The organism is Suipraeoptans intestinalis (genome assembly GCF_034091795.1).
GTDB classification, from domain to species: Bacteria; Bacillota; Clostridia; order Lachnospirales; family Lachnospiraceae; genus Suipraeoptans; species Suipraeoptans intestinalis.
Genome location: NZ_JAXFXH010000019.1, coordinates 16,929 through 42,919, shown reverse-complemented (window position 1 = coordinate 42,919; position 25,991 = coordinate 16,929). Strand labels below are relative to the sequence as shown.

At 49.0% G+C, this 25,991-nt stretch carries 22 protein-coding genes and 1 tRNA gene; 3 read left to right on the top strand and 20 right to left on the bottom strand.

Features of this window, described 5'->3' with window-relative positions; all coding sequences use genetic code 11:
- A complete protein-coding gene (locus tag SOW26_RS06045; protein ID WP_276959228.1) occupies positions 1 to 645 on the bottom strand; it encodes a redox-sensing transcriptional repressor Rex in 645 nt (214 codons plus the stop codon).
- Positions 646 to 804: 159 nt separating this feature from the next.
- Between SOW26_RS06045 and SOW26_RS06040 the strand changes: the two genes are divergently transcribed.
- The gene (locus tag SOW26_RS06040; protein ID WP_276959230.1) at positions 805 to 2,727 is read left to right on the top strand and encodes an ABC-F family ATP-binding cassette domain-containing protein; all 1,923 of its coding nucleotides are present in this window, start codon (positions 805 to 807) and stop codon (positions 2,725 to 2,727) included.
- A gap of 131 nt (positions 2,728 to 2,858) precedes the next feature.
- On the opposite strand, the gene SOW26_RS06035 is transcribed toward SOW26_RS06040, so the two are convergent.
- From SOW26_RS06035 to mgtE, 14 genes are all read right to left on the bottom strand, one after another.
- Complete coding sequence (locus tag SOW26_RS06035) at positions 2,859 to 4,067, bottom strand: NADP-dependent isocitrate dehydrogenase (RefSeq protein WP_154478980.1); 1,209 nt, start codon at positions 4,065 to 4,067, stop codon at positions 2,859 to 2,861.
- A 39-nt stretch (positions 4,068 to 4,106) separates the two neighbouring features.
- Positions 4,107 to 4,796, bottom strand: a complete 690-nt coding sequence (locus SOW26_RS06030) for a GntR family transcriptional regulator (RefSeq protein WP_154478979.1) — start codon at positions 4,794 to 4,796, stop codon at positions 4,107 to 4,109.
- 39 nt (positions 4,797 to 4,835) lie between these two features.
- Positions 4,836 to 6,248: a beta/alpha barrel domain-containing protein gene (locus SOW26_RS06025; protein ID WP_276959996.1), complete on the bottom strand. Its 1,413-nt coding sequence runs from the start codon at positions 6,246 to 6,248 to the stop codon at positions 4,836 to 4,838.
- A 338-nt stretch (positions 6,249 to 6,586) separates the two neighbouring features.
- Positions 6,587 to 7,801: a threonine ammonia-lyase gene (gene ilvA / locus SOW26_RS06020; protein WP_276959994.1), complete on the bottom strand. Its 1,215-nt coding sequence runs from the start codon at positions 7,799 to 7,801 to the stop codon at positions 6,587 to 6,589.
- A 15-nt stretch (positions 7,802 to 7,816) separates the two neighbouring features.
- Positions 7,817 to 8,779, bottom strand: coding sequence for a signal recognition particle-docking protein FtsY (ftsY, locus tag SOW26_RS06015; RefSeq protein ID WP_320652156.1), 963 nt, complete (start codon positions 8,777 to 8,779; stop codon positions 7,817 to 7,819).
- Between the two features lie 13 nt (positions 8,780 to 8,792).
- Entirely contained in the window at positions 8,793 to 12,350 is a 3,558-nt protein-coding gene (gene smc, locus SOW26_RS06010; RefSeq protein ID WP_320652073.1) for a chromosome segregation protein SMC, read from the bottom strand.
- Positions 12,351 to 12,362: 12 nt separating this feature from the next.
- The gene (gene rnc, locus SOW26_RS06005) at positions 12,363 to 13,046 is read right to left on the bottom strand and encodes a ribonuclease III (RefSeq protein WP_320652072.1); all 684 of its coding nucleotides are present in this window, start codon (positions 13,044 to 13,046) and stop codon (positions 12,363 to 12,365) included.
- Between the two features lie 51 nt (positions 13,047 to 13,097).
- Positions 13,098 to 13,331, bottom strand: coding sequence for an acyl carrier protein (gene acpP / locus SOW26_RS06000; RefSeq protein ID WP_154478975.1), 234 nt, complete (start codon positions 13,329 to 13,331; stop codon positions 13,098 to 13,100).
- A gap of 77 nt (positions 13,332 to 13,408) precedes the next feature.
- Complete coding sequence (gene plsX / locus SOW26_RS05995) at positions 13,409 to 14,431, bottom strand: phosphate acyltransferase PlsX (RefSeq protein ID WP_320652071.1); 1,023 nt, start codon at positions 14,429 to 14,431, stop codon at positions 13,409 to 13,411.
- Positions 14,432 to 14,568: 137 nt separating this feature from the next.
- Positions 14,569 to 14,751 (bottom strand): 50S ribosomal protein L32, encoded by a 183-nt coding sequence (rpmF, locus tag SOW26_RS05990; protein ID WP_154478973.1) that lies wholly within the window; start codon positions 14,749 to 14,751, stop codon positions 14,569 to 14,571.
- A 3-nt stretch (positions 14,752 to 14,754) separates the two neighbouring features.
- Positions 14,755 to 15,282 (bottom strand): YceD family protein, encoded by a 528-nt coding sequence (locus SOW26_RS05985; RefSeq protein ID WP_276960257.1) that lies wholly within the window; start codon positions 15,280 to 15,282, stop codon positions 14,755 to 14,757.
- A 138-nt stretch (positions 15,283 to 15,420) separates the two neighbouring features.
- Positions 15,421 to 16,611 (bottom strand): acetate/propionate family kinase, encoded by a 1,191-nt coding sequence (locus tag SOW26_RS05980; RefSeq protein ID WP_276960256.1) that lies wholly within the window; start codon positions 16,609 to 16,611, stop codon positions 15,421 to 15,423.
- A 23-nt stretch (positions 16,612 to 16,634) separates the two neighbouring features.
- Positions 16,635 to 17,636: a phosphate acetyltransferase gene (gene pta, locus SOW26_RS05975; RefSeq protein WP_320652070.1), complete on the bottom strand. Its 1,002-nt coding sequence runs from the start codon at positions 17,634 to 17,636 to the stop codon at positions 16,635 to 16,637.
- Between the two features lie 110 nt (positions 17,637 to 17,746).
- Positions 17,747 to 19,060, bottom strand: a complete 1,314-nt coding sequence (gene mgtE, locus SOW26_RS05970) for a magnesium transporter (RefSeq protein WP_416389725.1) — start codon at positions 19,058 to 19,060, stop codon at positions 17,747 to 17,749.
- A gap of 185 nt (positions 19,061 to 19,245) precedes the next feature.
- Here mgtE and SOW26_RS05965 point away from each other — a divergent pair, with 185 nt between their 5' ends.
- Positions 19,246 to 20,475, top strand: coding sequence for a nucleotidyltransferase (locus tag SOW26_RS05965; protein ID WP_320652069.1), 1,230 nt, complete (start codon positions 19,246 to 19,248; stop codon positions 20,473 to 20,475).
- Here SOW26_RS05965 and SOW26_RS05960 read toward each other — a convergent pair.
- Genes SOW26_RS05960 through polA form a run of 4 tightly spaced genes read right to left on the bottom strand, consistent with a single transcriptional unit; the run spans position 20,472 to position 25,388 of the window.
- A complete protein-coding gene (locus tag SOW26_RS05960) occupies positions 20,472 to 21,332 on the bottom strand; it encodes a DegV family protein (RefSeq protein WP_154478967.1) in 861 nt (286 codons plus the stop codon). The two genes, SOW26_RS05965 and SOW26_RS05960, sit on opposite strands and share 4 nt — an antisense overlap.
- 13 nt (positions 21,333 to 21,345) lie before the next feature.
- Positions 21,346 to 22,143, bottom strand: a complete 798-nt coding sequence (locus tag SOW26_RS05955) for an MBL fold metallo-hydrolase (RefSeq protein WP_276960252.1) — start codon at positions 22,141 to 22,143, stop codon at positions 21,346 to 21,348.
- Entirely contained in the window at positions 22,140 to 22,751 is a 612-nt protein-coding gene (coaE, locus tag SOW26_RS05950; protein WP_154478965.1) for a dephospho-CoA kinase, read from the bottom strand. The genes SOW26_RS05955 and coaE overlap by 4 nt, the downstream gene beginning before the upstream one ends.
- A gap of 12 nt (positions 22,752 to 22,763) precedes the next feature.
- Positions 22,764 to 25,388, bottom strand: a complete 2,625-nt coding sequence (gene polA, locus SOW26_RS05945) for a DNA polymerase I (RefSeq protein WP_320652068.1) — start codon at positions 25,386 to 25,388, stop codon at positions 22,764 to 22,766.
- Between the two features lie 139 nt (positions 25,389 to 25,527).
- Here polA and SOW26_RS05940 point away from each other — a divergent pair.
- Positions 25,528 to 25,610, top strand: a tRNA-Leu gene (locus SOW26_RS05940).
- Between the two features lie 154 nt (positions 25,611 to 25,764).
- Here SOW26_RS05940 and SOW26_RS05935 read toward each other — a convergent pair.
- Positions 25,765 to 25,965 carry a type II toxin -antitoxin system TacA 1-like antitoxin gene (locus SOW26_RS05935; protein WP_154478958.1) on the bottom strand — a complete coding sequence of 67 codons (201 nt, stop codon included), beginning with the start codon at positions 25,963 to 25,965 and terminating at the stop codon, positions 25,765 to 25,767.
- Positions 25,966 to 25,991: the final 26 nt, after the last annotated feature.

Here is a 25,991-nt window from a genome sequence, read left to right as displayed (position 1 = left end):
TTATTTGCGATGTTCTTCCTTGTATCTGCTGATATTATAAGACAACTGCATCAGACTTTCTGACAGATGCACGTTTTCCACAATGATATGATCCGGAAGATTCAGATCTGTGTGGGCAAAATTCCAGATCGCCCTGACTCCGTTTTCCACCAGACGGTCTGCAACTTCAAGCGCCTTATCTTTTGGAATCGTCAAAACGGCGATCTCCACCTCGTTATTCTTCACGAAAGAATTGATCTCATCCATCATGCGGATGGGAACTCCTCGGATCGTCACTCCCTCCAGTCTGGGATTTACATCGAAGATCCCTTTCAGGATAAACCCTCTGCTCTCAAAAGCGGCGTAATTGGCCAGCGCCTGTCCCAGATTTCCTGCTCCGATGATGATGATGTTATGATCCTGCTCCAGACCCAGGATCTTTCCGATTTCCGTGTAAAGATATTTGACATTGTAGCCGTATCCCTGCTGTCCGAATCCGCCGAAATTGTTCAGGTCCTGACGGATCTGGGATGCCGTCACTTTCATGCGCTTGCTCAGGTCATTTGAGGAGATCCTTTCCATTCCATTTTCCAAAAGTTCTCCCAAATAACGGTAATATCTTGGCAGCCTGCGGATCACAGCCTGTGAAATTTCTCTTTCTTCCACTATTTTGTCCTCCCATAGGTTTTGTCGCTATCATTTTGTCATTATTATATAGAATTCCATTGTCAAAGTCAAACTTTTTGGGTTGTATTTTCTCCGGTATCCGTTATAATAAAATAGCTGTTTTACCGTGAAATCTCACAGCAGAAACGAGGGATATCCATGCTTTTGGCATGTCATCAGATTACCAAATCCTTCGGGGAACAACGTATTCTCTCCGAAGGTTCTTTCCACATAGAAGACCATGAAAAGGCCGCCCTTGTAGGACCCAACGGAGCCGGAAAGTCTACTCTTTTAAAAATCCTGACCGGAGAGATCGCTGCCGATTCCGGAAGCGTTATCCTTGCGAAGGGAAAAACTCTGGGCTATCTGTCCCAGCATCAGGCCATGGAAAGCCGGGCTACCATCTATCAGGAAGTGCGCCTGGCCAAAGCTCATATTTTTCAACTGGAAGAAACGATCCGGACGGTGGAGCAGGAATTAAAGCACCTTTCCGGCAGCGCTTTGCAGGATCGTCTGGAGCATTACCACCGTCTGGTAGAGTCCTTTGAACGCCAGAACGGCTACGCCTGTGAAAGCGAGATCACCGGGGTCCTGAAGGGACTGGGCTTTTCAGAAGAAGAATTTGAAAAACCGGTAGCCTCCCTGTCGGGTGGGCAGAAGACCCGCGTAGCCCTTGGTAAGCTGCTTTTGTCCAAACCGGATCTTCTTCTTCTGGATGAGCCCACCAACCATCTGGATCTGGATTCCGTGGTATGGCTGGAATCCTACCTGAGCGGCTGTCCCGGCGCCGTCCTGATCGTCTCCCATGACCGGTATTTTCTGAATCGGACCGTCTCTAAGATCATTGATCTGGATCACGGCTCCCTTTCTGTCTATTCCGGCAACTATGACCTGTACGCCGCAAAAAAAAGAGACCGGATCGAAGCCCGAAAAAAGGAGTATCTGAAGCAGCAGCAGGAAATCAAACACCAGGAAGCCGTGATTGAAAAACTGCGTTCCTTTAACCGGGAAAAATCCATCAAGCGGGCAGAAAGCCGGGAAAAACTGCTGGAAAGGATCACCCCTCTTGAAAAGCCTGCAGACCCTTCTGCTTCCATGCATCTAAAGCTGGAGCCTTCCATCCTCAGTGGAAACGACGTGCTGACAGTTTCCGGACTGACCAAGGCCTATCCCTCTCAGCCTCTGTTTGCTGATGTGGATTTTCAGATAAAGAGAGGGGAACATGTCGCCGTCATAGGCGGAAACGGAACAGGAAAAACCACTCTTCTGAAGATTTTAAACCGGGTCGTAAAAGCAGACCGGGGAGAATTCCTTCTGGGATCCCAGGTAAAGATCGGCTACTATGACCAGGAGCATCATGTACTTCACATGGACAAGACTGTATTTGAAGAGATATCCGACGCCTATCCTTCCCTTACCGGGACAAAGATCCGCAACGTGCTGGCTGCCTTTCTGTTTACCGGCGACGATGTGTTCAAACAGATCTCCGCTCTCAGCGGCGGGGAAAGAGGACGGGTATCCCTGGCCAAGCTGATGCTCTCCGAGGCAAACTTCCTCATTCTGGACGAGCCTACCAACCACCTGGACATCACCTCCAAGGAGATTCTGGAGCAGGCCCTCAACGATTATACCGGCACCCTTCTGTTTGTTTCCCATGACCGGTATTTTATCAATCAGACGGCTTCCCGCATTCTGGAGCTTTCTGACGGCAGTTTCCATAATTATCTAGGAAATTACGATTACTATCTGGAGAAAAAGGCGCAGCAGAGCTCTGCTTTGGAGCAGTCCTCTTCTTCCGCTTCTTCCTCCCCCGCCTCTTCTTCCGGATCCCGTCTGTCCTGGCAGGAACAAAAAGAGCTGCAGGCCAGGGAACGAAAGCGTCAGAACGATCTGCAAAAGACAGAGACGGCTATCATGGAGCTGGAGGCTCGCTGCGAGGAGATCGACCACCTTATGACGCTGGAAGAGAATTTTACCAACTCTGTTTTGTGTCAGGAATTGGCGACGGAACATGCCTCTTTGCAGGAGCAGCTGGAAGCCCTTTACGTCCGATGGGAGGAACTGGAAGAAGCTTCCCTCTGATTTTTAAAACCCCCTTTTTACAGCCTGACTGGAAGCTTCCGTCAGATCCAAGCTATAAAAAGGGGGTTTTATTTTCTGTGTTTCATTTTATTTCGGCCGGCTGATGTCCCTTTGGTCATCCGAAGGAGCGCCTACAAAAGCCCCTCCAGTGTCCGTTTTACTTCCCGGATAAACCCTTCACTGTCCAGCACCGTCACATCCTCCAAAGACGTAATCAGTGCCAGATCCTTTGTCATTTTTCCCTTTTCAATGGTGGATAAGGTGGCTTCCTCCAGCTTTTTTGCAAACTCCATCAGTCTTTTGTTTCCATCCAGTTCTCCTCTTTTTCGCAAAGCGCCTGTCCACGCAAAGATCGTCGCCACCGAATTCGTAGATGTCTGTTCGCCTGCCAGATGTTTGTAGTAGTGGCGCTGTACGGTTCCATGGGCTGCCTCATATTCGTAGCAGCCGTCGGGAGACACCAAAACGGAGGTCATCATTGCCAGGGATCCAAATGCGGAAGAGATCATATCGCTCATCACATCGCCGTCATAATTTTTGCAGGCCCAGATATATCCGCCTTCTGACTTCATCACTCTTGCCACCGCATCATCGATCAGCGTATAAAAATAGGTGATCTTCTCTTTCTCAAACCGTTCCTTGTATTCCGCATCGAATATTTCCTGAAAAATATCTTTAAATGTGTGATCGTACTTTTTAGAAATGGTATCCTTGGTGGAAAACCAGAGGTCCTGTCTAGTGTCCAGGGCGTAGGTAAAGCAGCTTCTTGCAAAGCTTTCAATGGACTTGCGGCAGTTGTGCATTCCCTGCAGGATACCTTCTCCTGCAAATTCATGGATCACTTCCCGCATCTGGCTTCCGTCCTTTGCCGTGTAGACCAGCTCTGCTTTTCCTGCTGCCGGAATCTTCATTTCCACACCTTTATAGACGTCCCCATAAGCATGACGGGCAATGGTAATGGGCTGTTTCCAGTTTTTCACGCAGGGTTCAATCCCTTTTACCACAATGGGCGCCCGGAAGACCGTACCGTCCAACATCGCACGGATCGTTCCATTGGGGCTTCTCCACATCTCCTTCAGTCCGTACTCTTCTACTCTGGCTGCATTCGGTGTGATGGTGGCGCATTTTACTGCCACCCGGTGCTTTTTCGTGGCCAGGGCAGATGCCTCTGTAACCTTGTCGTCTGTCTCATCTCTATGTGCCAGTCCCAGATCGTAATATTCCGTATTCAATTCCAAAAAGGGATGAAGCAGATGTTCCTTGATCATCTCCCACAGAATCCTTGTCATCTCATCTCCGTCCATCTCTACGATCGGCTGGTTCATTTTTATCTTTTCCATTTGCTTTCTCCTTCTGTCTGTATCCGGTTTGCATTGCCGCTAGCGGCCGGACTGATCCGGCGTCTCTTCTTCCTTCTCCCATTTCATATCCAGATGCTCCATGGCATGAAGAACGTGTGCATTGGCCAGTTTTTCCGCCCGGTCTGCCTCTTTTTGCTTAACTGCCTCCAGGATTTCTTTGTGTTCCTGGATGGATTTTTCTGCCCGGTCCGTCTCCTTCACAGATCTGGTCCTTGCCATCTGTACATACCGATGAAAATCCGTCAGAACGTGCCGCATGATCCTGCTGTCGGAAGCTTCGTACAGGATCTGATGGAATCTGCCGTCCAGGTGGGAAACCTGGGAGGCCTGGCTTCCTTCTTTCTTTTTCAGATGAAATTCCGAAAGCATCACGATTTCTTCCAGCTCCTCTATCTGTTTCTCCGTAATATGAAAGGTTGCCCATCTGGTGCACATCCCCTCCAAAAGAGATCTGATCTGGTAAATGTCCGCCACGTCTTTTGGGGAGATCCCTATCACAAAGGCTCCTTTGTTGGGAACGATCTCCACCAGTCCTTCCAGTTCCAATTGCCTTAACGCCTCTCTTACCGGCGTTCTGCTGACTCCCAGTTCTTCTCCGATGGTAATCTCCCGCAGTTCATCCTTTTCCTGGTACTGTCCCGTCAGGATCCTCTCTCGCAGCTGCTGAAATACCTTCCCTCTCAAAGAATGATCTTGATACTCTTCCATGACATACTCCTTTATCTGATCTTTGTTGTTTTTACTGGGTTATACTTCCTGAACCGATTCCCCCGGACTCTTCCACCCGTTCTTTCTGCAAAGTTCTTCGATCACTTCCACCAGTTCCCCGTCTGTCAGAACCGTCACTCTTCCTTCCTCGTACTCTTTATCCACCCACTCTTTTACGGCGCATACCAGGGGACTGCTTTTGTCCACATGCACCTCCCTGGGCAACCGGAAATAGCAGTTGATCCAGTGCGCGATCCCTGCCAGTCCCGAAGTGTTGGAAACAGCTACCAGAGGCGGACGATTCAAAAATTTGTCCGTATCAAATACGTTGTAGATCTCTTCATTTTTCAGCAGGCCGTCCGCATGGATCCCCGCTCTTGTCACATTAAAATTCCGGCCCACGAAAGGTGTTCTGGAAGGTACCCGGTACCCGATCTCCTTCTCATAATAATCTGCCAGCTCCGAGATGACTGTCGTATCCATGCCATCCAGCGTCCCTCTGATCTGTGCGTACTCAAACACCATTGCTTCCAGCGGCGTATTTCCCGTCCTTTCTCCAATCCCGAACAGGGAACAATTGACTCCGCTTGCCCCGTAAAGCCAAGCTGTGGTGGAATTGCTGACCGCCTTGTAAAAATCATTGTGGCCGTGGAACTCGATCAGGGAGCTGGGCACTCCTGCATGAACCCGAAGTCCGTAGATGATGCCGGGAATCGATCTTGGGATCACTGCTCCCGGATAATTCACCCCATATCCCATGGTGTCGCACACACGGATCTTAATGGGGATCTGATATTCCTCCATCAGGTTCATCAGCTCCAGACAGAAGGGGATCACAAAGCCGTAAATATCGGACCGGGTAATGTCCTCCAGGTGGCACCTGGGACTCACCCCTGTTTCCAGACATTCCCGTATCACTGACAGATAGTGCTCCATTGCCTCTCTTCTGGTCTTTTTCAGCTTATAAAAAATATGATAATCCGAACAGCTGACCAGGATTCCTGTCTCCTTCAGTCCAATATCCTTTACCAGTTGAAAATCCTTTTTACTGGCGCGGATCCAGCTGGTCACTTCCGGAAACTGATACCCTCTTTCCATGCACTTATACACGGCGTCCCTGTCCTTTTTGCTGTAAAGGAAAAACTCCGACTGCCGGATCTTTCCGTTTGGTCCTCCCAGTTTATGGAAATAGTCAAACAAGGTTACGATCTGCTCCGTGCTATAGGGCGCCCGGGACTGTTGTCCATCCCGGAATGTGGTATCTGTGATCCAGATCTCATCCGGCATGCTGTGGGGCACGATCCTGTCATTGAACGCGATCTTGGGAATCTCATCATAACGGAACAGATTGCGGAATACGTTTGGCTGACTGACTTCCACCAACGGATACATATGCTCTTCCAGCTGCAGTAAATTGGTATGCTTGTCTAAATACACTTTTCTTTCTTCCATCATGACACAGACTCTCCTTTATTTCTTACAAATTTGTTTTGTATAATTGTATACAATGATACAATTATTGTCAATATGGTTTTTAAGGCGGATAGATTCTTGTAATATATTTCGGCTCATCCTTTCAAACGTTTATCTCCAGCATGTTCTCCTTCTTTTTTGCATAGAAAAAACCACCAGCATTTTGCTGATGGTCTTGTTGCTTCCTGTTTCACACCATGCTACCGTTCCGTGCTCCCTCCCTACGGGTATTCCGTGAAGAGCATGCCCCTGATAATAGCCCTTCACATCGTCGTCGGAATGCACTTTGCAGAAGGTTTCATCTATCCCGGATTCTCTTAGTATAATTTGGCTCCGATCTCCCTCGGGGAAAATCCCTCTTTTTCCAGCGCTTTCATCAGTTGATGCTTGTGCTCCGTTCCAAATGCTTCCATGGTGATCCGAAGCTCTACCGCCGCATTTCTGTTTGTGCTGACAAACTGATTATGCTCCAGCTTGATCACGTTCCCCTGTGCATCTGCGATCGTGGCAGCTACACGTACCAGTTCTCCCGGCTTGTCCGGAAGCAGGACAGAAACGGAGAAGATCCTGTCTCTCTGGATCAGTCCGTGCTGAACAATGGAGGACATGGTAATCACATCCATATTTCCGCCACTTAGGATGGAAACGGCTTTCTTTCCCTTCAGATCCATTTTTTTCAGAGCGGCCACCGTTAAAAGCCCTGAATTTTCCACTACCATCTTATGATTTTCTACCATATCCAAAAAAGCTCCGATCAGCTCGTCATCTTCCACCAGAATGATCTCATCGATATTCTCCTTGGCATAGGGGAAAAGAGTATCCCCCACGTGCTTCACTGCTGTCCCGTCCGCAATGGTATTGGCGCTGGGAAGGGTAACCGGCTTTCCGGCTTTGATAGCCGCCGTCATACTGGCCGCCGCTGCCGGCTCCACTCCGATCACCTTGATCTTAGGATTCAGCATCTTTGCCAGGGTAGATACTCCCGTGATCAGTCCGCCTCCCCCTACCGGAACCAGAATGTAATCTACTGTGGGCAGCTCCTGCACGATCTCCATGGCAATGGTTCCCTGCCCTGTGGCAACCTCCAGGTCATCAAATGCATGGACAAACGTATATCCTTTCTCTTCCGCCAGTTTTTTCGCATAAGCGCAGGAATCATCATAAACGTCTCCGTAAAGCACGACGTCTGCTCCATAGTTTTTGGTACGGTTGACTTTGATCAGTGGAGTAATCGTAGGCATGACAATGGTTGCATGACAGTTGAACTGGGAAGCCGCATAAGCAACTCCCTGTGCGTGGTTTCCCGCAGAAGCGGCGATCAGCCCTTTTGCCCGCTCTTCCTCTGAAAGCGTGCTGATCTTATAATAGGCGCCTCTCACTTTATATGCTCCTGTATACTGCATATTTTCCGGCTTCAGAAATACCTTTCCGCCCGTCTGTCTGCTGAGATATTCGCTGTACACCAGCTTTGTGGGAATCGTGACGTTTTTCACCAATTCACTTGCCTGTTCAAATTTTTCCAATGTCAACATAGTCGTCTCCTCCTTCTACTCCGCTTTTCCCGTGTCAAACAACGCTTTTATAAATAAATCCGCATCAAATTTCTGCAGATCCTCTATCGATTCTCCCACCCCGATATATTTTACCGGAATCCCCAGCTCCGACTGGATGGCGATGGCGATCCCGCCTTTAGCGGTACCGTCCATCTTGGTCAATATGATTCCCGTAACATCTGCCACCTCCGAAAACTCTTTTGCCTGCTGCAGCGCATTCTGGCCTGTAGCGGCATCCAGGACTACCAGTGTTTCCCGGAAGGCATCCGGATATTCCCGGTCTATGATCCGGTTTATTTTTCGCAGCTCCTCCATCAGGTTTTTTTTGTTGTGAAGCCTTCCTGCCGTATCACAGATCAAAACGTCCGCTTTCCGGGATTTGGCCGCCGCTACTGCATCATATATCACCGCTGCCGGATCGGATCCGTCCTGCCCTGCGATCAATTCTGCATCCGCCCGCCTTGCCCATTCGGACAGCTGTTCTCCTGCCGCTGCCCGGAACGTATCTGCTGCCGCCAGAACCACTTTTTTATTCTGCCGGCGCAGCTGTCCTGCCAGTTTTCCGATGGTGGTGGTCTTTCCCACGCCGTTGACGCCGATCACCAGAACCACGGATCTGCGGGATTCAAATGCGTAGTCGGCCTCTCCTCCCATCTGCTCTTTCAGGCTTTCGATCAAAAGCTCCCGGCACTGCGCCGGTTCCTTGATATGCCGTTCTTTCACCTTTTTTTTCAGATCTTCCAGCAAATCATAGGTGGCTGTCACTCCCAGGTCTCCCATGATCAAAAGTTCTTCCAGTTCCTCATAGAACTCTTCATCAATCTGGGAAAATCCGCTGAAGATGCTTTCCATTCCCGCTACGATGTTATTCCTGGTCTTTGTCAGACCGGAAACCAGCCGTTTGAAAAATCCCGGCTTTTCTTCCTGTTTTTCCTCTTCCTTTGTTTCCTCTGTCATCATGCCTTCCTCCTTATCCCGTCAGTTCCTTGTCCAGCAGGCTGACAGATACCGGAACCGAAACTCCTTTTTCCTGCATGGTAATTCCGTACAGCCGGTCCGCCGCCGTCATCGTACCTCTTCTGTGAGTGATGACGATAAACTGCGTATATTTTGTCAGCTTATGCAGATACTTTGCAAAACGTCCTACGTTATTGTCATCCAGGGCCGCCTCGATCTCATCTAAAAGACAGAAGGGAGACGGTTTCAGGTTCTGAATGGCAAACAATAAAGAAATGGCTGTCAGCGCCTTTTCTCCTCCCGACAGCTGCATCATGTTCTGCAGCTTTTTCCCCGGCGGCTGTGCGATGATCCGGATTCCGGTTTCCAGAAGATCTTCCTCTTCCAGAAGCTCCAGCGTTCCCCTTCCTCCGCCGAACAGCTCCTTAAAGACGAGATCAAACTCCGACGCGATTTTGGCAAACTGCTCTTTGAACTGTTTCTTCATTGCCGTATCCAGGCTTTCTATGATCTGCTCCAGTGTTTTTTCCGCCTCAATCAGATCGTCATGCTGCTCTTTCAGGAATTCATACCGCTCTGACACGCTCTTGTATTCATCAATGGCATTGACGTTGACATTTCCCAGCCTGCGGATCTCGTTTCGGATCTCCTGAATCGTTTTTTTCATGTCAGACAGCTCACTGAGGCTTTCATCCCGCAGTTCCAGCGCATTGTGGTAGGTCAGCTCGTACTCCTCCCACATATAATTGATCCGGCTTTCTATCTGGTTCTCACAGGATTCCTTCTGGCTTTCCAGCCGGAAAGCCTCCTTATCCAGCTCTGCCATATGTCTGGACAGGTCTTCTCTTTTCTGGAGAAAGTCCTTGTTCTGCTGTAGCAGATCTTCCTTCTGCTTTTTGCATCTGTCTATCTCTTCTTCTACTTCCTTCTGCAGATCCAGAGAGTCGGCGATCGTCTGCTGCAGGTCCCGGATCTGTGTTTCTTTTTCCTGCACTTCTTCCTGATGCTTTCCTCTTCCCTGCCCCAGTTCTTCCAGTTCTCTGGAAAATTTTTCCAGCTCTTCCCGGATCCGGGAAAGATTTTCCCTGGAAAAATGATGCTTCTGCCGAAGCTTTTCTACCAGCAATCCCATTTCCTCTACCTGCTTCTGCATGGCGGATTCTTTTTCTTTTTCTTTTTCCAGCAACAAGGTATTTTCCCGGATCTCTTCTTCTAAGGATGCCTCCAGACTTGTGGAGGTTTCCAGCTCCAGACGGATAGATTCCTGATCTTCCCCGATCTGCTGCCTGTCCCGACTTAATTTTTCCAGCTCCTTTTGCGCTGTCTCCAATGTCTGTCTGGCGCCCTCCATCTGTGCCTCTATCCCACTGACCTGCATCTTTGCAGTGTTCTGTGATACAAACAGCTTTTTCAGCGCCTCCGAGATCTCCTCCATCCTTCCGTAGCAGCCGCCTCTCTTCCTGCGGATAGCCTCCATCTCATTTTCCAGTGCATCCATCTCTCTTTTCAACTGATCCACCGTCTTTTCGAACGCTTCGATCTCCCGTCTTCTCCCAAGAAGGTTCCCGCTGTTTTTGTAGGCGCCTCCCGTCAGGGAGCCTCCTGGATTCAGAAGTTCTCCTTCCAGCGTTACGATGCGGAGAGATTGCTTGTATTTTCTGTTCAGGGAAATCCCTCTGTCTATGGTATCCACTACCCAGGTCCTGCTCAGCAGGTATCTGATCAGAGACGTGTATTCCTTATCCGCCGTCACCAGGGTATCTGCCGTTCCGATCACGCCGGTTTCCTTTGCAACCTCCGTCCTAGCAGGCGCATGCTCCCGGATCCCGGTCAGAGGAAGAAAGGTAGCTCTTCCCAAACGGTTTTTCTTCAGATACTGGATCATCCGTTTGGCTACCGCCTCGTCCCTGGTTACGATGTTCTGGATACTGCCGCCCAGCGCCGTCTCAATGGCGGTTTCGTACTCTTTTTCCACTTTTATAATATCCGCCACCACTCCCAGAAGTCCTGCTTCTTTTTCTTTCTGTTCCATGACCTTGCGGATACTGTTGCCATAGCCGTCGTATCTTTCCGTAATGTTTTTGAGGGATTCCAGTCGGGACTTTTCTCTGTGGTAAGCTGTCTGCCCGATCCTGAATTTCTCTGTCTGATCTCCCAGCTCTTTTTGCAGCCTGGCAACCTCCTCTTCCAGACCTGCGTTTTCTTCGGACAGCTGCCGGATCTCTTCTGTCAGAGCCTCCGCTTGCTCCTGAAATCCTTTGCGCTGTTCCATCAGCTCCCGCCGGTCACTTTCTGAGCGGATCATCTGCTGTTGCAGCCTGGCTTTCGACACCTGGATCTGTTCCATCATGGTGTCAAATTTCTGAATATCTGCCCTGGTAGACGCCCTGTGGTTCAGGATCTCCATGATCCTGCTTTTATTCTCATCGATCTTATTGGCCACTGCCAAAAGATCCGTCTGGACCAGCAGAAGGGCTTCCTGCGCCCGTTCTCCTTCTTCCCTTTTTTCCTTCAGCTTGCCGGAAAGGTCTTCCTCCTCTTTTAAAAGCTCTTCTTCCTGCTGTCTCTTTTGCTGAAGTTCCTCCATGACTGCAGAAACCCTGGTCTCATAATGCCTGTCATTCTGTCTGGCGCTTCTGATCTGTTCATTTAGCAGCTCGATCTTATTTTCCAGCTGCTGTCTGAGAAGATGGGTTTCGTTCAGCTGATTTTTCGCATATTCCAAAGAAGCTTCCACTTCATCCGTCTGTTCCTCTACCGCCTCATATTCCTCCTTCATGGAGGCATACTGCTGTTCCGCCTTGGAAGACTCCTCTTTGACCAGTTCCAGCGTTTTTTCCAGCTCAGACAGCTTTCTGTTCTGCGCATCTGATTCCAGCAGAAACAGGTTGATCTCATATTTTTTCAGAACTTCTTTTTTCTTGAGATACTCCCTGGCAGTCTCTGACTGCTTTTTCAAGGGCCCTACCTGCTTTTCCAGTTCCTGTAAAATGTCCCGGACACGAACCAGATTCTGACGTTCTTCTTCCAGCTTCTTTAGGGAGATGCTCTTCCTTCGCTTGAATTTGACGATCCCCGCCGCCTCATCGAACAGTTCCCGGCGATCCTCCGGTTTTCCGCTGAGTATTTTATCAATCTGCCCCTGTCCGATAATGGAATAGCCTTCCTTTCCGATTCCGGTATCATAAAAAAGCTCGTTTACATCTTTCAAACGGCATTGCTTTCCATTGATCAGATACTCACTTTCCCCGGACCGGTAGATTTTTCGTGTCACCGTTACTTCCTCAAATTCTGTTTGAAGCTGATGATCTGAATTATCCAGCGTAATGGACACGACCGCATAGCTGAGAGGCTTCCGGTTCTCTGTGCCGGAAAAGATAACATCCTGCATGCTTCCGCCTCTTAGCTGTTTGACCCTTTGTTCTCCCAGAACCCAGCGTACAGCGTCCGCCACATTGCTTTTTCCACTTCCATTCGGTCCTACGATCCCGGTGATCCCGTTATTAAATTCAAACCTGATCTTATTTGCGAAGGATTTAAATCCCTGCACTTCAATGCTTTTTAAATACATACGCTACCCACTCTATTTTTCTCGCAATCGGAGCACTGCATCATATGCCGCCTCCTGTTCTGCCCGCTTCTTGGTCTTTCCCGATCCTTTCCCCCAGGCTGTATCCCCCACAAAAACTGCCACTTCAAACACCTTATCATGATCCGGTCCGTCTTCTGTCAGCAACCGATAGGTAATGTCCTGCTTCAGCCTTGCCTGAACCATCTCCTGCAAAATACTTTTGCTGTCTAAAAACAATTCTCTGTTTTCCGATCCGGACAAAATATATCTGTGAATGAACTCTCTGGCCTTTTCAAGTCCGCCATCCAGGTAGATCGCTCCGATCAGCGCTTCCATGGCGTCGGAGATAATGGACTCTCTTTCGCGTCCTCCGCTGCCTTCCTCTCCTTTTCCCAGGCAGAGGAAGTTTCCCAGATCAATCTGCCTTGCACAGTATGCCAAAGACGGTTCGCACACCAGGCTTGCCCTTGTCTTGGTCAGACTTCCTTCCGGCAGATCCCTGTATTTCAAAAAAAGAAATTCACTGGAGATCAGCTCCAAAACAGCGTCACCCAAAAACTCCAGCCTTTCATTGCATTCTTCTTTTGAAAGCCGGCTTTCATTAACACAGGAGCTGTGTGTCAGTGCCCGTCTTAAATATACAGGATTTTTAAATCCATAGCCGATCTTTTCTTCTAATGTTCTTAGTCGATCCATATTTGACCTCATAAAAGGAAAAAGCCCCTGATGGGCTTTTCAGATCCTCGCCTAGTTATTGGTTGCCAGCTTTATCTGTTCCACTGCATCGCCGACTGTCACGATCTTTTCCGCATCTTCATTGTTGATCTCAATATCAAACGTCTCTTCGATCCCCATAATGATTTGGAAAATATCCAAAGAATCTGCTCCCAGATCGTCTACAAAAGTCGTATCCTCCGTGATGGTATCTTCATCAATATTAAATACATCCGCAATAATCCCTTTTACTTTTTCCAGTTCCATTCGTCCTCTCCTTCTCTCTTTGTACTGTACAGATCTTGAACCTGTCTCTTTCCCGAGTGTAGTCCTGCCCTGTTCATCTATTCGGCAGCCTCTTCCCTATTCTGGATACATTCTCTGATTTTTTCATCAATCTTCTGCTTTTTAAACAGAACACACTGTTTCAGGGTGTTCCGCACCTCTTTTGCCTTCGCATTGCCGTGGGTTTTTACCACCAGTCCCTGCAGCCCCAGCATGGGCGCTCCTCCGTGCTCGCTTGCATCAAAGCTTTTCAGTGTAGACTTCAGCGCCGGTTTTGCCAGTGCAGCTCCCACTTTACTGATAAAGGTAGATAATAGCCCCTCCTTTATCTTCTGGATCAGCACAGATCCTACTCCCTCATAAAGCTTCAGGATCACATTCCCTACAAAAGCTTCACAGACGATCACGTCTGCCTGCCCCCTTGGTATCTCCCGGGATTCTACGCTCCCGATAAACCGGATCCCTTTCGCTTCTTTCAGAAGAGGAAAGGTCTCTTTCACCAATGCATTGCCCTTTTCTTCTTCTGCCCCGATATTGACGATCCCCACCTTGGGATCTTTGATCCCGACTACATGCTCCATATAGATGGATCCCATCTGCGCAAACTGAACCAGGTGAGAAGATCTGGCATCCACATTGGCTCCGCAGTCGATCAGCAGGCTGACTCCGTCTTTGGTAGGGATCAACGAAGCAAGCGGGGTTCTTTCTACACCTTTGATCTTTCCGATCAAAACCTGTCCGCCCACAAGAACCGCTCCGGAATTTCCGGCGGACACAAATGCGTCTGCCTCCTTGTTCCGAACCATCTTCATCCCTACAACGATGGAAGAGTCTTTCTTCCGGCGGATAGCATTTACCGGGGGTTCCGACGTCTCGATCACCTCATCTGCGTTGACGATCTCGATCCTTTCCGGATCGTAGATCTGCTTCTGAAGCTCCCTTCTTAAGATCTCTTCTTTGCCTACCAGAAACACCTTCATATCGGCATTTTCATTGACCGCCCATACGGCGCCCTTTATCATCTCAGTCGGTGCGTTGTCTCCTCCCATTGCATCCAGTGCAATCCGTGTAATGTCTGACATATTTCTTCCTCCTGACGTTGCTCGAAATTATTTTACTAAACATTATCTGAAAAAGCAATACTTCTTTACAAACGAAACAGGACCTCCACAAAATTGTGAAAGTCCTGAGATTGTGTAGATTTATCAGCTGCCTGATCCTACTGCTCTACCGTAACGATAGCCTTTTTGTTGTAAGAACCGCAAGCCTTGCAAACTCTGTGAGGCATCATCAGTTCACCGCACTTGCTGCATTTTACCAGATTCGGCACACTCATCTTCCAGTTTGCTCTTCTCTTATCTCTTCTTGCTTTAGAAGATTTATTCTTTGGACAGATCGACATAGGTTACACCTCCTTAAAATTCTTAAAAACATCTTGGATAACTGACATTCTGGGATCAAGCCCTGTGGATTCGCAGTCACAAACTCCCTCGTTCAAGTTCTGACCGCACACATTACAAATTCCCCTGCAGTTGTCGCTACATAGAATTTTCATCGGCCACCCTACTAATAACTCGTTGCAGATCAGCTGCTCTACGTCAAAGTTATACCCTTCAATATAATTGATCTCATCCGAGTCCTCTGTTCCTTTTCCGCCATCCTTGCTGACAGTCACTTTCTTTTGAAAATCCAGGAACATCTCTTTCTCCACCGGCTCCAGACAGCGGTCACAGGGAATCTCTGCCTTGAAACTTCCCTTCCCTGAAATGGACACGTCATGCCCGCCGTCGTATGCCACCTGAATCTCGGTCACAAACGGCCCTCTCAGCGGAAAATGCCCGCCAAAAGCGACAATCTCATCGTCCTTCCAGTCAACTGTTACCCGAAGCGGCTGATGTGGCTCAGATAAAACGCTGGATAGGTTTACTATCATAATGCAATACTCCTATTCATACCTAAACAATTATATCATGTAAATTTGTTTTGTCAACACATAATTCCACGAAACGGAAGCGATCCATGCAGTGATCCATGCAGCGCCCAGATGACGTCTTCAACCGCTTTGTTCAGACTAGACCAGCGCTACTGTTTCTCTTGCGATCGCAAGTTCTTCATTGGTGGGGATCACCATTACCAGTACGTTAGAATCCTCCGTGGAAATCCGGATTTCTTTCCCTCTGCCCTTATTTGCTTCGCTATCCAAAGTAATGCCCAGGTATCCCAGATATCCCAGCACCATCTCTCGAACAATGCTTGCGTTCTCTCCGATTCCTGCGGTAAATGCGATCACATCCACTCCATTCATGGCTGCCGCATAACCTCCCACATACTTGGCCACTCTGTAAGCAAATACTTCCAGCGCTGCCTTCGCCAAAGGATTTCCTTCATCGGCAGCTGTCTCCAGATCTCTGAAATCGCTGGAAAGATTGCCGGAAAGTCCAAATACACCCGATTTTTTGTTCAGCATATTCATCAGTCCGGTGATATCCAGGCCTTCTTTTTTCGCCAGAAATTCCAGGATCGCCGGATCGATATCTCCGGATCTTGTACCCATAACCAGCCCTTCCAGAGGCGTCAGTCCCATGGAGGTATCTACCGACTTGCCGCCGTCCACTGCGCACACGCTGGCACCGTTCCCCAGATGACACACGATCGTCTTTACTTCTTCACAGGGTTTTCCGAAGATCTCTGCCGCTCTTTTTGACACAAAGCTGTGGCTTGTTCCGTGAAATCCGTATCTTCTTACTTTGTAGTTCTTGTAGTAGTCATACGGAAGTCCGTACATATATGCCTTCTCCGGCATCGTCTGGTGGAACGCTGTGTCAAATACCGCCACCATAGGCGTTCCCGGCATCAGTTCCATACATGCCCGGATCCCGATCAGGTTGGCCGGGTTGTGCAGCGGAGCCAGATCATTGCAGTCCTCGATCGCTGCCAGAACCTCTTCCGTGATCACAACGGAGCTTGCAAACGCCTCTCCTCCGTGTACCACACGGTGTCCCACCGCCCCGATCTCTTTCAGATCCTTTACGACTCCCGTTGCCGGATCTGTCAGAGCCTCTATCACAAACTGGATCGCCTCTGTATGCGTAGGCATCGCCTTCGCTTCCTTGATCTTATCCTGCCCTTCCGGCTGATAGGTAAGGCTTCCATCAATCCCGATCCTCTCGCACAGCCCCTTGGCCAACACCTGCTCGGACTGTGAATTGATCAACTGGAACTTTAAAGATGAACTTCCGCAGTTAATTACCAATACATTCATGACTAAATCCCTCTCTTTTCTTTTTAAGCCTCAGCCATTGCCTGAACGGCTGTAATCGCTACTACACCTTCAATATCCTTTGCACTGCATCCTCTGGACAGATCGTTGACCGGAGCTGCGATCCCCTGTGTCAGAGGTCCGTAAGCCTCTGCCTTTGCCAGTCTCTGTACCAGCTTATACCCGATGTTCCCGGCATCCAGGTCCGGAAATACCAGTACATTGGCCTTCCCTGCCACGGGACTTCCCGGAGCCTTGGAGTCTCCCACTTCCGGAACGATGGCCGCATCCAACTGAAGTTCTCCGTCCAAAAGCAGTCCTTCCGGCGCATTCTCTTTGGCGATCCGTAAAGCTTCCAGAACCTTGTCCACGTCTGCGTGCTTTGCGCTTCCTTTGGTGGAGTGGGACAGCATTGCCACGATGGGCTCCTTGTCTGTCAGCAGGGCGAAAGACTCTGCTGAAGAAAGCGCGATGGCTGCTAGCTTCTCCGGATCCGGATTCTGTTCCAGTCCTGAATCTGCAAAAATAAAGGTCCCGTTTGCTCCCATATCACAATCCGGAACAACCATGACGAAAAAGGCGGATACCAGTTTCACGCCCGGCTTTGTCTTCAGGATCTGAAGGCAGGGCCGCAGGGTATCTGCGGTGGAATGGCACGCTCCCGAAACCATCCCGTCGGCATCCTTCATTTTCACCATCATCACTCCGTAATAAAGATAATCCGTCAGAAGCAGTTCTCTTGCCTTCTCCGGCGTCATCCCTTTCTTTTCCCTGAGTTCCACCAGCTTTTCTACGTAGGCGTCTGTCTTGGCGTAGGTCTTTGGATCTACGATAACAGCGCCGGTGATGTCAAAATCTCCTTTGTTCTTTGCGATCTCTTCCTCGCTCCCTACCAGGATCAGATTGGCTGTTCCTTCTTTCAGCACAGCCTCCGCTGCTTCATATGTCCTGATATCCTCTGTCTCCGGAAGCACGATCGTCTTCTTCCCCAATTTGGCTTTTGCCTTGATCTCATCTATGAATCCCATGTTCAATAGACTCCTTTCATAATTTATCACTATCGTCATTATAGTACAAAAAGACCTTGCAAACAAGGTCTTTCCTGTCTATTTTCACGTACAATTTTTCGTGATGTCTTTCACATTTTGAACACTGCGCTGACGATCATAAAGTAGACGGTCACCGTGCTGGTATCCACCAGAGTAGAAATCAGCGGCGTTGCCATGATGGCCGGATCCAGGCCGATCTTCTTTGCCAGAAGCGGCAACGTTCCTCCCACGATCTTGGCAATCACGATGGTGCATGCCATGGTCGCTCCGATGGTTACCGCGATCATGGGGTCCCCCTGTCCCATCAGAAGGATCCGCAGTCCGTTTACCACCGACAAGGCAGCGCTCACCAGAAGCGCAACCCTGACCTCCTTAAAAATGACCTTTCCGATGTCCTTGAATTCGATCTCTCCCACGGCGATCCCGCGGATCACCAGGGTCGAGCTCTGAGAGCCGCAGTTTCCCCCCGTTCCCATCAGCATGGGAATGAATCCTGCCAGCTGTGGCATAACGGCCAGCGCTTTTTCATAGTGGTTCATGATCATCTGTGTCGTAGTCGCCGACAGCATCAGAAACAGAAGCCATGGAATACGTCCCCGTACATGTTTAAATACCCCTGTACCGAAATAGGTTTCTTCGTTAGGGCTGACACCCGCCATGATGCTGATGTCCTCCGTTTCCTCCTCCTGCAAAACCAGCATGGCGTCGTCAACGGTAACGATTCCCACCATGCACATTTCATGATCCACAATGGGCAGGGCGATCAATCCATATTTGGTGATGGTCCTTGCCACATCCTCCTGGTCATCCGTGGTATATGCATAGAGGGTATTGGTCTCCATGATCTCTTCTATGGTCTTTGATTCACTGGTGGTCAGAAGCTCTTTGACGTCCACCAGTCCGATCAGCTTCCTCTTTTCTGTCACATAACAGGTATAGATGGTCTCCCGGTTCAGACCCACCTGACGGATCTTAAGGATGGAATCCGCCACTGTCATATCCTTCCGCAGGGCGATATAGTCCACGTTCATGATGCTTCCCGCACTGTCTTCCGGGTACTGCAGCAGCTGATTGATCTGGACCCTGGTCTCCTCGTTGGTCGCCATCAGAAGCCTGTCCACCACATTGGCCGGCATTTCCTCCAACACGTCCACCGTGTCGTCCAGATACATCTCTTCCATGACCTCTTCCAGCTCAGAATCTGTCAGGGCATTGATCAGAACCTCCCGCATATCGCTGTTCATATAAGCAAAGGTCTCTGCCGCCTCTTCCTTGGCCAGCAGCCGGAATACCATCACCATCTGCTTCTGGTCAAATTCTGCCAGGATCTCCGCCAGATCCACAGGGTACATGTTATGCTCCAGTTCTTCTTTCAGCTCTTTGTACTGTTTTTGTTCCAGCATGTCACGGATCCTCTGGCCTGTCAGCTCTTCCCGTTCTTCCAGATAATCAATGCTCTCTTCTTTTTCTTCTGCCGGCACATCCGTATACGTTTCTTCCATCCCATGTATCCCCCTTTCCCCGTACATTGCATACCAAATTCTTTTATAGTATAATCAATTTCAGTAAGATATACAAGGAGATTATCATGAAAGTAGCAGGAGTGATCGTTGAATACAACCCTTTCCATAACGGACATCTTTACCATCTGGAAAAGACCCGAAAGGTTTCCGGTGCAGATGCCGTCATTGCTTTGATGAGCGGGGACTTCGTACAGCGCGGAACTCCCGCTTTTCTTTCCAAATACCTGCGGACTTCCATGGCTCTTGAGGCAGGAGCGGACCTGGTGATCCAGCTTCCTCTTCCCTGTGCCACCGGAAGCGCCGAGTTTTTTGCAGAAGGGGGGGTCTCTCTTTTCAATGCCCTCGGCTGTGTGGACGTTCTGTCCTTTGGAAGTGAATCCGGGGATCTGGCCGCTTTGTCTTCCCTCGCCCGTACCCTGGCAGAGGAGCCTGACGCATATCGCCACCTCCTCTCTTCCTATGTAAAGGAGGGCAATTCCTTCCCCAAAGCCCGCCAGCTGGCTCTGCGCGATTATCTGAAGGAGGGGGATCAGACTCCCTGTCTCCTAAGCTCACCCAACAACATCCTTGGGATCGAGTATTTGAAGGCACTTTTTCGAAGCAACAGTTCCATTCTCCCTCTTACCATAGCCCGGGAGGGTGCCGGTTACCATCAGCTGGAGGAGATGGATGGCTTTGGATCCGCCACCTCCATCCGGATGCAGCTATCCGGAGACGATGCCCCAAACTTTTCCCGGATCTGCCGCCAGATGCCCTCATTTGCTTTCCGGATGCTTCAATCCCAGTTCCACCTGCAATATCCTGTTGCTTTTGAGGATTTCTCTCCTGCACTCCGGTACCGCCTGCTGCAGGAAACAGAGGAATCTCTGTGTCGATACCGGGACATCACACCGGATCTGGCCAGAAGGATCCTAAACCATCTGGACGCTTACGACACACTGGAGGCTTTCTGTGCTCTCCTGCATTCCAAGGAGATGACACTGGGGCGGATCCGCCGCTGTCTTCTGGCCGTCCTTCTTGGCATTACCCGGGAAGAGACTGATATGGTAAAAAAAGAGCCCCCTTACGCCCGTGTGCTGGGCGTGAAGAAAGGCTCTGCTCCTGTTCTTTCTCTTTTAAATAAGACTTCTTCTATCCCTGTTCTGTCTCGCCTTTCCCAGGCAGATTCTCTGACAGAGACAGGAAAAAAACTGTTGGAAAAAGAAATTTTCGCTTCTAACCTCTACGGAAGCGTAATACAGCAAAAGTACGGCACCCCTTATCTTTCCGAATACAAAAGGCCCCTGCTCCACTAATTCAGCTCTTTTACCTTCCTGCTGCAGGCAATAGCCAACGCTCCCGGTCCGATGTGGCAAGCAACACTCAAGGACAGGGGATCCATCTGCACCTCATATCCGGGGAATCTGTCCTCCACTTCCTTCTTCCAGGAAAGCGCTTCCTCCTCCGATCCGGTATATGCCGCCATCAAATGCACCTCTCCCTGGAACCTTTCCCGAATGTCTTTTTCCATAGCATCCAGCATGGTCTTTTTGGCAGATTTCCAGCCTCTTACCTTTGCGAAGGAATCCAGCTTTTCTCCCCGTATCGACAGAACCGGTTTGACATTTAACACTGTTCCCAGTGCAGCTGCCGCCGGTGTGACTCTGCCTCCCTTCTTCAGATATTTTAACGTATCTACCGTAATATAGATGCTGGCTTCCAGCTTTTCCCGCAACAGGATCTCTTTGATCTCCTGTGCGTTTTTTCCTTTCTCAATCAGGTGGACGGCGTCATAAACCGCCTGTCTCTGTGTGACAGAGATCCTCTGGTTATCCAGTACGTGTACTTTTCCCCTGTAGGATTCTGCCAGCATCATGGCCATTTCGCAGGAACCGCTCAGCCCACTGGACATAGGGATGTGAAGGATCTCGTCATATTCCTCCAGCGCCTTTTCCCAGACCTCTTTTACAGAAGCAGGTGACGGTTGGGAGGTAGAAATCGATGCGTTTTCCGTCAGCCTCTTGTAAAAGTCTTCCTGTGACAGGGTAAGTTCTTCAAAAAACACCTCTTCTTCGATATAGAACGGCATAGAGATCATGAAGATCCCCAGATCCTTTGCTTCTTTTAAAGTGATTCCGCTGTTACTGTCTGTTATTACTGCAATCTTATTCATTGTACAATCCTCTTTATACTTCTATTGTGGGAGAAATCTCATCCCGCTTTGCCACCATCAGGGGGATTTCGTCTCCTTTATAAGGATTTTCTCCCATTGTAACCTCCAGCTTTACCGTTTCGTAAGCCAGCTCCTCATAATTGTTCTCCTTGCTGAGATGCCCCAGCACCACCTGCTTCAGATCACGGTGCAGGATATCGCACAGAAGCCTTCCCGACACTTCGTTGGAAAGGTGTCCCCGATCTCCCAGTACCCGCTGCTTCAGATGGTACGGATAAGGACCTACCTCCAACATATGGGTATCGTGATTTGCCTCCAGCACAACAGCGTCCAGCCCGCTTAAGTACTGAACCGTTTTCTCATCATAGGTTCCCAGGTCTGTAGCTACCGCCACAGATTTTCCGGCGTTGCCGGCCCGGTATCCCACCGGTTCCCTTGCATCATGTGAGATGGGAAAGGGATAGATCTCCAGGCTCCCTATGGTAAAGCTTTCCTCTTCCCGGATCTCGCAGAACAGATCCTCCGGGATCGTTCCCAGGCTTTTGCACCTTCTGATCCCTTCGATCGTACCTCTCGTGGCATAGATAGGAACCTCATATCTGCGGCTGAACACCCCCAGTCCCTGAATGTGATCCGAGTGCTCGTGCGTTACCAGGATCCCCGCTATTTCTTCTCCTTTGACCCCTACCCGGCAAAGCCCTTCCTCTATTCTTTTTTTACTGATCCCCGTATCTACCAGAAGATGCGTTCTGGAATCTCCTATATAAATACAATTCCCGCTGCTTCCGCTGGCAATACTGCATAATCTCATGACTTTGTCTGCCTTTCTGTCAAGTCTTTCATAATCTGTTCCAGCTGCTGGATCGTTTCGGCAAAGCTTCCGCTGTTGTCTACCACGCGATTGCAGTGGTCCAGAAAGCTCTGTTTGGGAAGCTGAGCCGCCATGATTTTTTCGATCTTCTCTTCTGTATATCCTCTGGTATACACCAGCCTCTTTCGTCTGATGGAAGATTCCACATAAATATACCACAGTTCGTCACAAATCTGTTCATAGCTGTCTTCTATCAAAAGAGCAGATTCCAAAAGAAAAATCTCCGTTCCCTTCTTTCTTTCTTTTTCTATCTTTTTCAGAACCTCTTCCTTTACCGCCGGATGAACGATACTGTTTAGTCGTTCTCGCTTTTCTTCCTGGGAAAAAACAATTTCTGCCAGCTTTTCTCTGTCCAGGCTGCCTTTTGTATTCAGAACTTCTTCTCCAAAAGTCTCCACGATCTTCTGAAAGCAAGACGTTCCTTTTCGCTGCAACTTTCTTCCCACCTCATCGGTCCTGCAGATCACTGCTCCCTGCGTCTCCTGCAAATACTCCATAACTTTTGTTTTGCCGGAGCCTATTCCCCCGGTAATTCCAATTATTTTCATTTGCCTGCTCCTCTACTTTGCCTCGTACCAGTTGTCTCCTACATTGATATCAATTTCCAGCGGTACCCGAAGGGAAACTGCCTGTCCCATCTCTTCTTCCAGAATCCTTTTGACTGTTTCCACCTCTTCTTCTTTGGTCTCAATCAAAAGCTCATCATGGACCTGCAGTACCAGCCTTGATCTTAACCCTTCCTCCTTCAGACGAGTATTTACTCCGATCATGGCGATCTTCATAATATCGGCCGCCGCCCCCTGAATGGGAGCATTCATGGCCACCCGTTCTCCAAAGTTTCTCTGTGCAAAATTCTTGGATGTCAGTTCCGGCACCGGCCGTCTTCTTCCCAAAAGCGTAACGGCATATCCCTTTTCCTTTGCCTGACTGACGCAATCATCTAAAAATCGTTTGATCCCCGGATAGGTCTTAAAATATCCTTTGATATATGCGTCCGCCTCCTTGCGCGTAATGCTCAGGTCCTGGCTTAACCCGAAGGAACTGATCCCGTATACGATCCCAAAGTTTACTGCTTTTGCATTTCTTCGCAGTTCCTCGGTCACCTCTTCAAAGGGAACTCCAAACACCTGGGAAGCTGTGGCTCTATGGATATCTTTCGCTTCTTTGTAGGCTGCGATAAGATGTTCGTCTTCTGAACAATGTGCCAAAATACGCAGTTCTATCTGGGAATAGTCCGCATCCACAAAAACAAACCCTTGCTCCGGAATAAACGCCTTTCGGATCATCCGCCCCAGCTCCATCCTGACCGGAATATTCTGAAGGTTCGGCTCTGTACTGCTAAGTCTTCCGGTGGCAGCAATGGTCTGATTAAACTTGCCATGGATCCTTCCGTCCTCCCGGATAAAGGCTGCCAGTCCATCGGCATACGTAGATTTCAGCTTTGCATACTGGCGGTATTCCAGGATCTTATTTACAAACGGGTAATCCAGCGCCAGCTTTTCCAGCACATCCGCCGCTGTAGAATAGCCGGTCTTTGTCTTTCTCCCTCCCGGAATACGCATATGCTCAAACAAAATGACGCCCAGCTGTTTGGGAGAATTGATGTTGAACTTTTCTCCCGCTTCTTCGTAAATCTCTTCTTCCAGCTGCCGGATCTTCCCTGCAAGCTTCTCTCCATACTCTTTCAACTCTTTTGCCGCGATCTTTACCCCATTTTGTTCCATGTCGTAAAGCGTAAATACCAGAGGCATTTCTATCTTCCGAAAGAGTTCTTCCATCTGCTCTTTTTTCAGTCTGTCCTGCAAAACAGGAACCGCCTGATACGCCACAAAGGCATCATGGCAGCAGGTGATCCATTTGCGTCCTTCCTCTTTTTCTTCTTCATATAAAAGTTCCAGATATTCTCTGCCGATCTCTTCCAGAGAATATCGGTTTTTCAGCGGGTCCAGCAGGTATGCGGCCACCATCAGGTCAAAGCAAACCTCCTGTTTTTCCGGAAAAAAGTCCGGAAGATTCTCCTTGATATCAAACATGGCAAGGGATTTCGTTTCATCCGACAGCTTACGCAGCCTGTCCATGGCCCAGCTTTTTTCCATTTCTTTTCCAATTTCTATATAGTAGGTCTGATCGTCCGAAAAACACAGACCGATTCCGGCAATTTCCTTCCTGCCTGCAAACAGGGGAAGGTCGTTTATGGCATCCTTTTGGATCACCACTCCTACTCTGTCGCTTTGGAAGGCCTTCTGAAACAGTTCTTCTGCCTCCTGTTTCCCCGTCAGCCTCACGAAGCCTGCCTCCAGATCCGTCTCCTCATGAGGCAGATCAAACCGGGACAGCAGATTTTTAAATTGAAGCCTCTGAAACAGAGCGTAGGCTTCCTTGGTGTACAGATCGCCCATCCGGGCGTCCTCCGGGGCAAACGCCAGCTCTGCCTCTGTGCAGATGGCTGCCAGACGTTTGCTAAGAAGCGCCTGCTCCCAGTTCTCTGTCAGCAGATTTGCGATCCGCTCCGGTCTGATCTCCTGCCGGTGTTCCCAGGCCGTCTCGATATTGTGGTACTTTCCGATCAGCTTTGCCGCCGTCTTTTCCCCGATCCCCGGTACTCCCGGAATATTATCGGAGGTATCTCCCATCAGAGCCTTCATATCCACAAACTCTTCCGGCGTTACCTGATAACGTTCCTGAACATCTTTCGCATAGTAGTCTTCTACCTCTGTTTTTCCGCCTTTTGTTTTGGGGATACGGATCTTGATGCTTTCTGTCGCCAGCTGAAGAAGGTCTCTGTCACCGGACAGCACCGTTACCTCCAGCCCCCGGTCTTCACAGGTTCTGGAGAGCGTGCCGATCACATCGTCTGCCTCCAGTCCTTCTTTTTCCACAATATGGATGCCCATAGCCTGCAATACCTGCTTCATGACCGGCACCTGTTGGCGCAGTTCCTCTGCCATAGGCTTACGCGTCCCCTTGTAGGCCTCATACATTTTATGCCGGAATGTGGGCGCATGTACGTCAAACGCCACCGTCAGGTGAGTGGGGTTCTCTTCTTCCAAAATCTTAAACAGGATCATAAGGAATCCATAGATTCCGTTGGTATGCAGTCCTTCGGAATTGGTAAGATCCGGTATTCCAAAAAACGCCCGATTTAAGATACTGTGTCCATCTATTAACAGGATTTTTTCTTTCATTTGTTCGTCTCCATGTAAGTCTTTCTACTACCCTACCACTATACACCAGTTTCCCCTTTTTTTAAAGAAAATTTTTACCCAGCCATTGACATTTCATTTTTTTGATTATATAATTGTCCGTGTTGTTGTGAACATATTGGCGGATGTGGCGGAATGGCAGACGCACAAGACTCAAAATCTTGCGGGGGTGACCTCGTATGGGTTCAAGTCCCATCATCCGCAGTCTTTATGGATCGTATGACTTCAAGAAGAGCCAAAGCCCTTAAATATCAAGAGTTTTGGCTCTTCTTCTGTTTTCTTTCATCCGTTTTCAGCCGTCAGCTTCCACTTTTTCGCCCCATTTTTGCCCCATAACATATATCATATCATTTCCCGTTTACTTACGTTCTTTTCCCATTTTTTCGTAAACCGCCTCTACGATAAATTCATTCATGCTTTTTCCTTCCAGTTGTGCTGCTTTTTTTACTGTTTCTTTTTCTCCTTTTGGCAGCATTAAGCTTACTTTGTCATACTTTTTCTTGTTATATTCATTTTGATATTTGATTTGGTCAAATTCACTCGTTTTTTCTCTTTCCATTCCTTTCCCTCCTGCTATATTTTTTA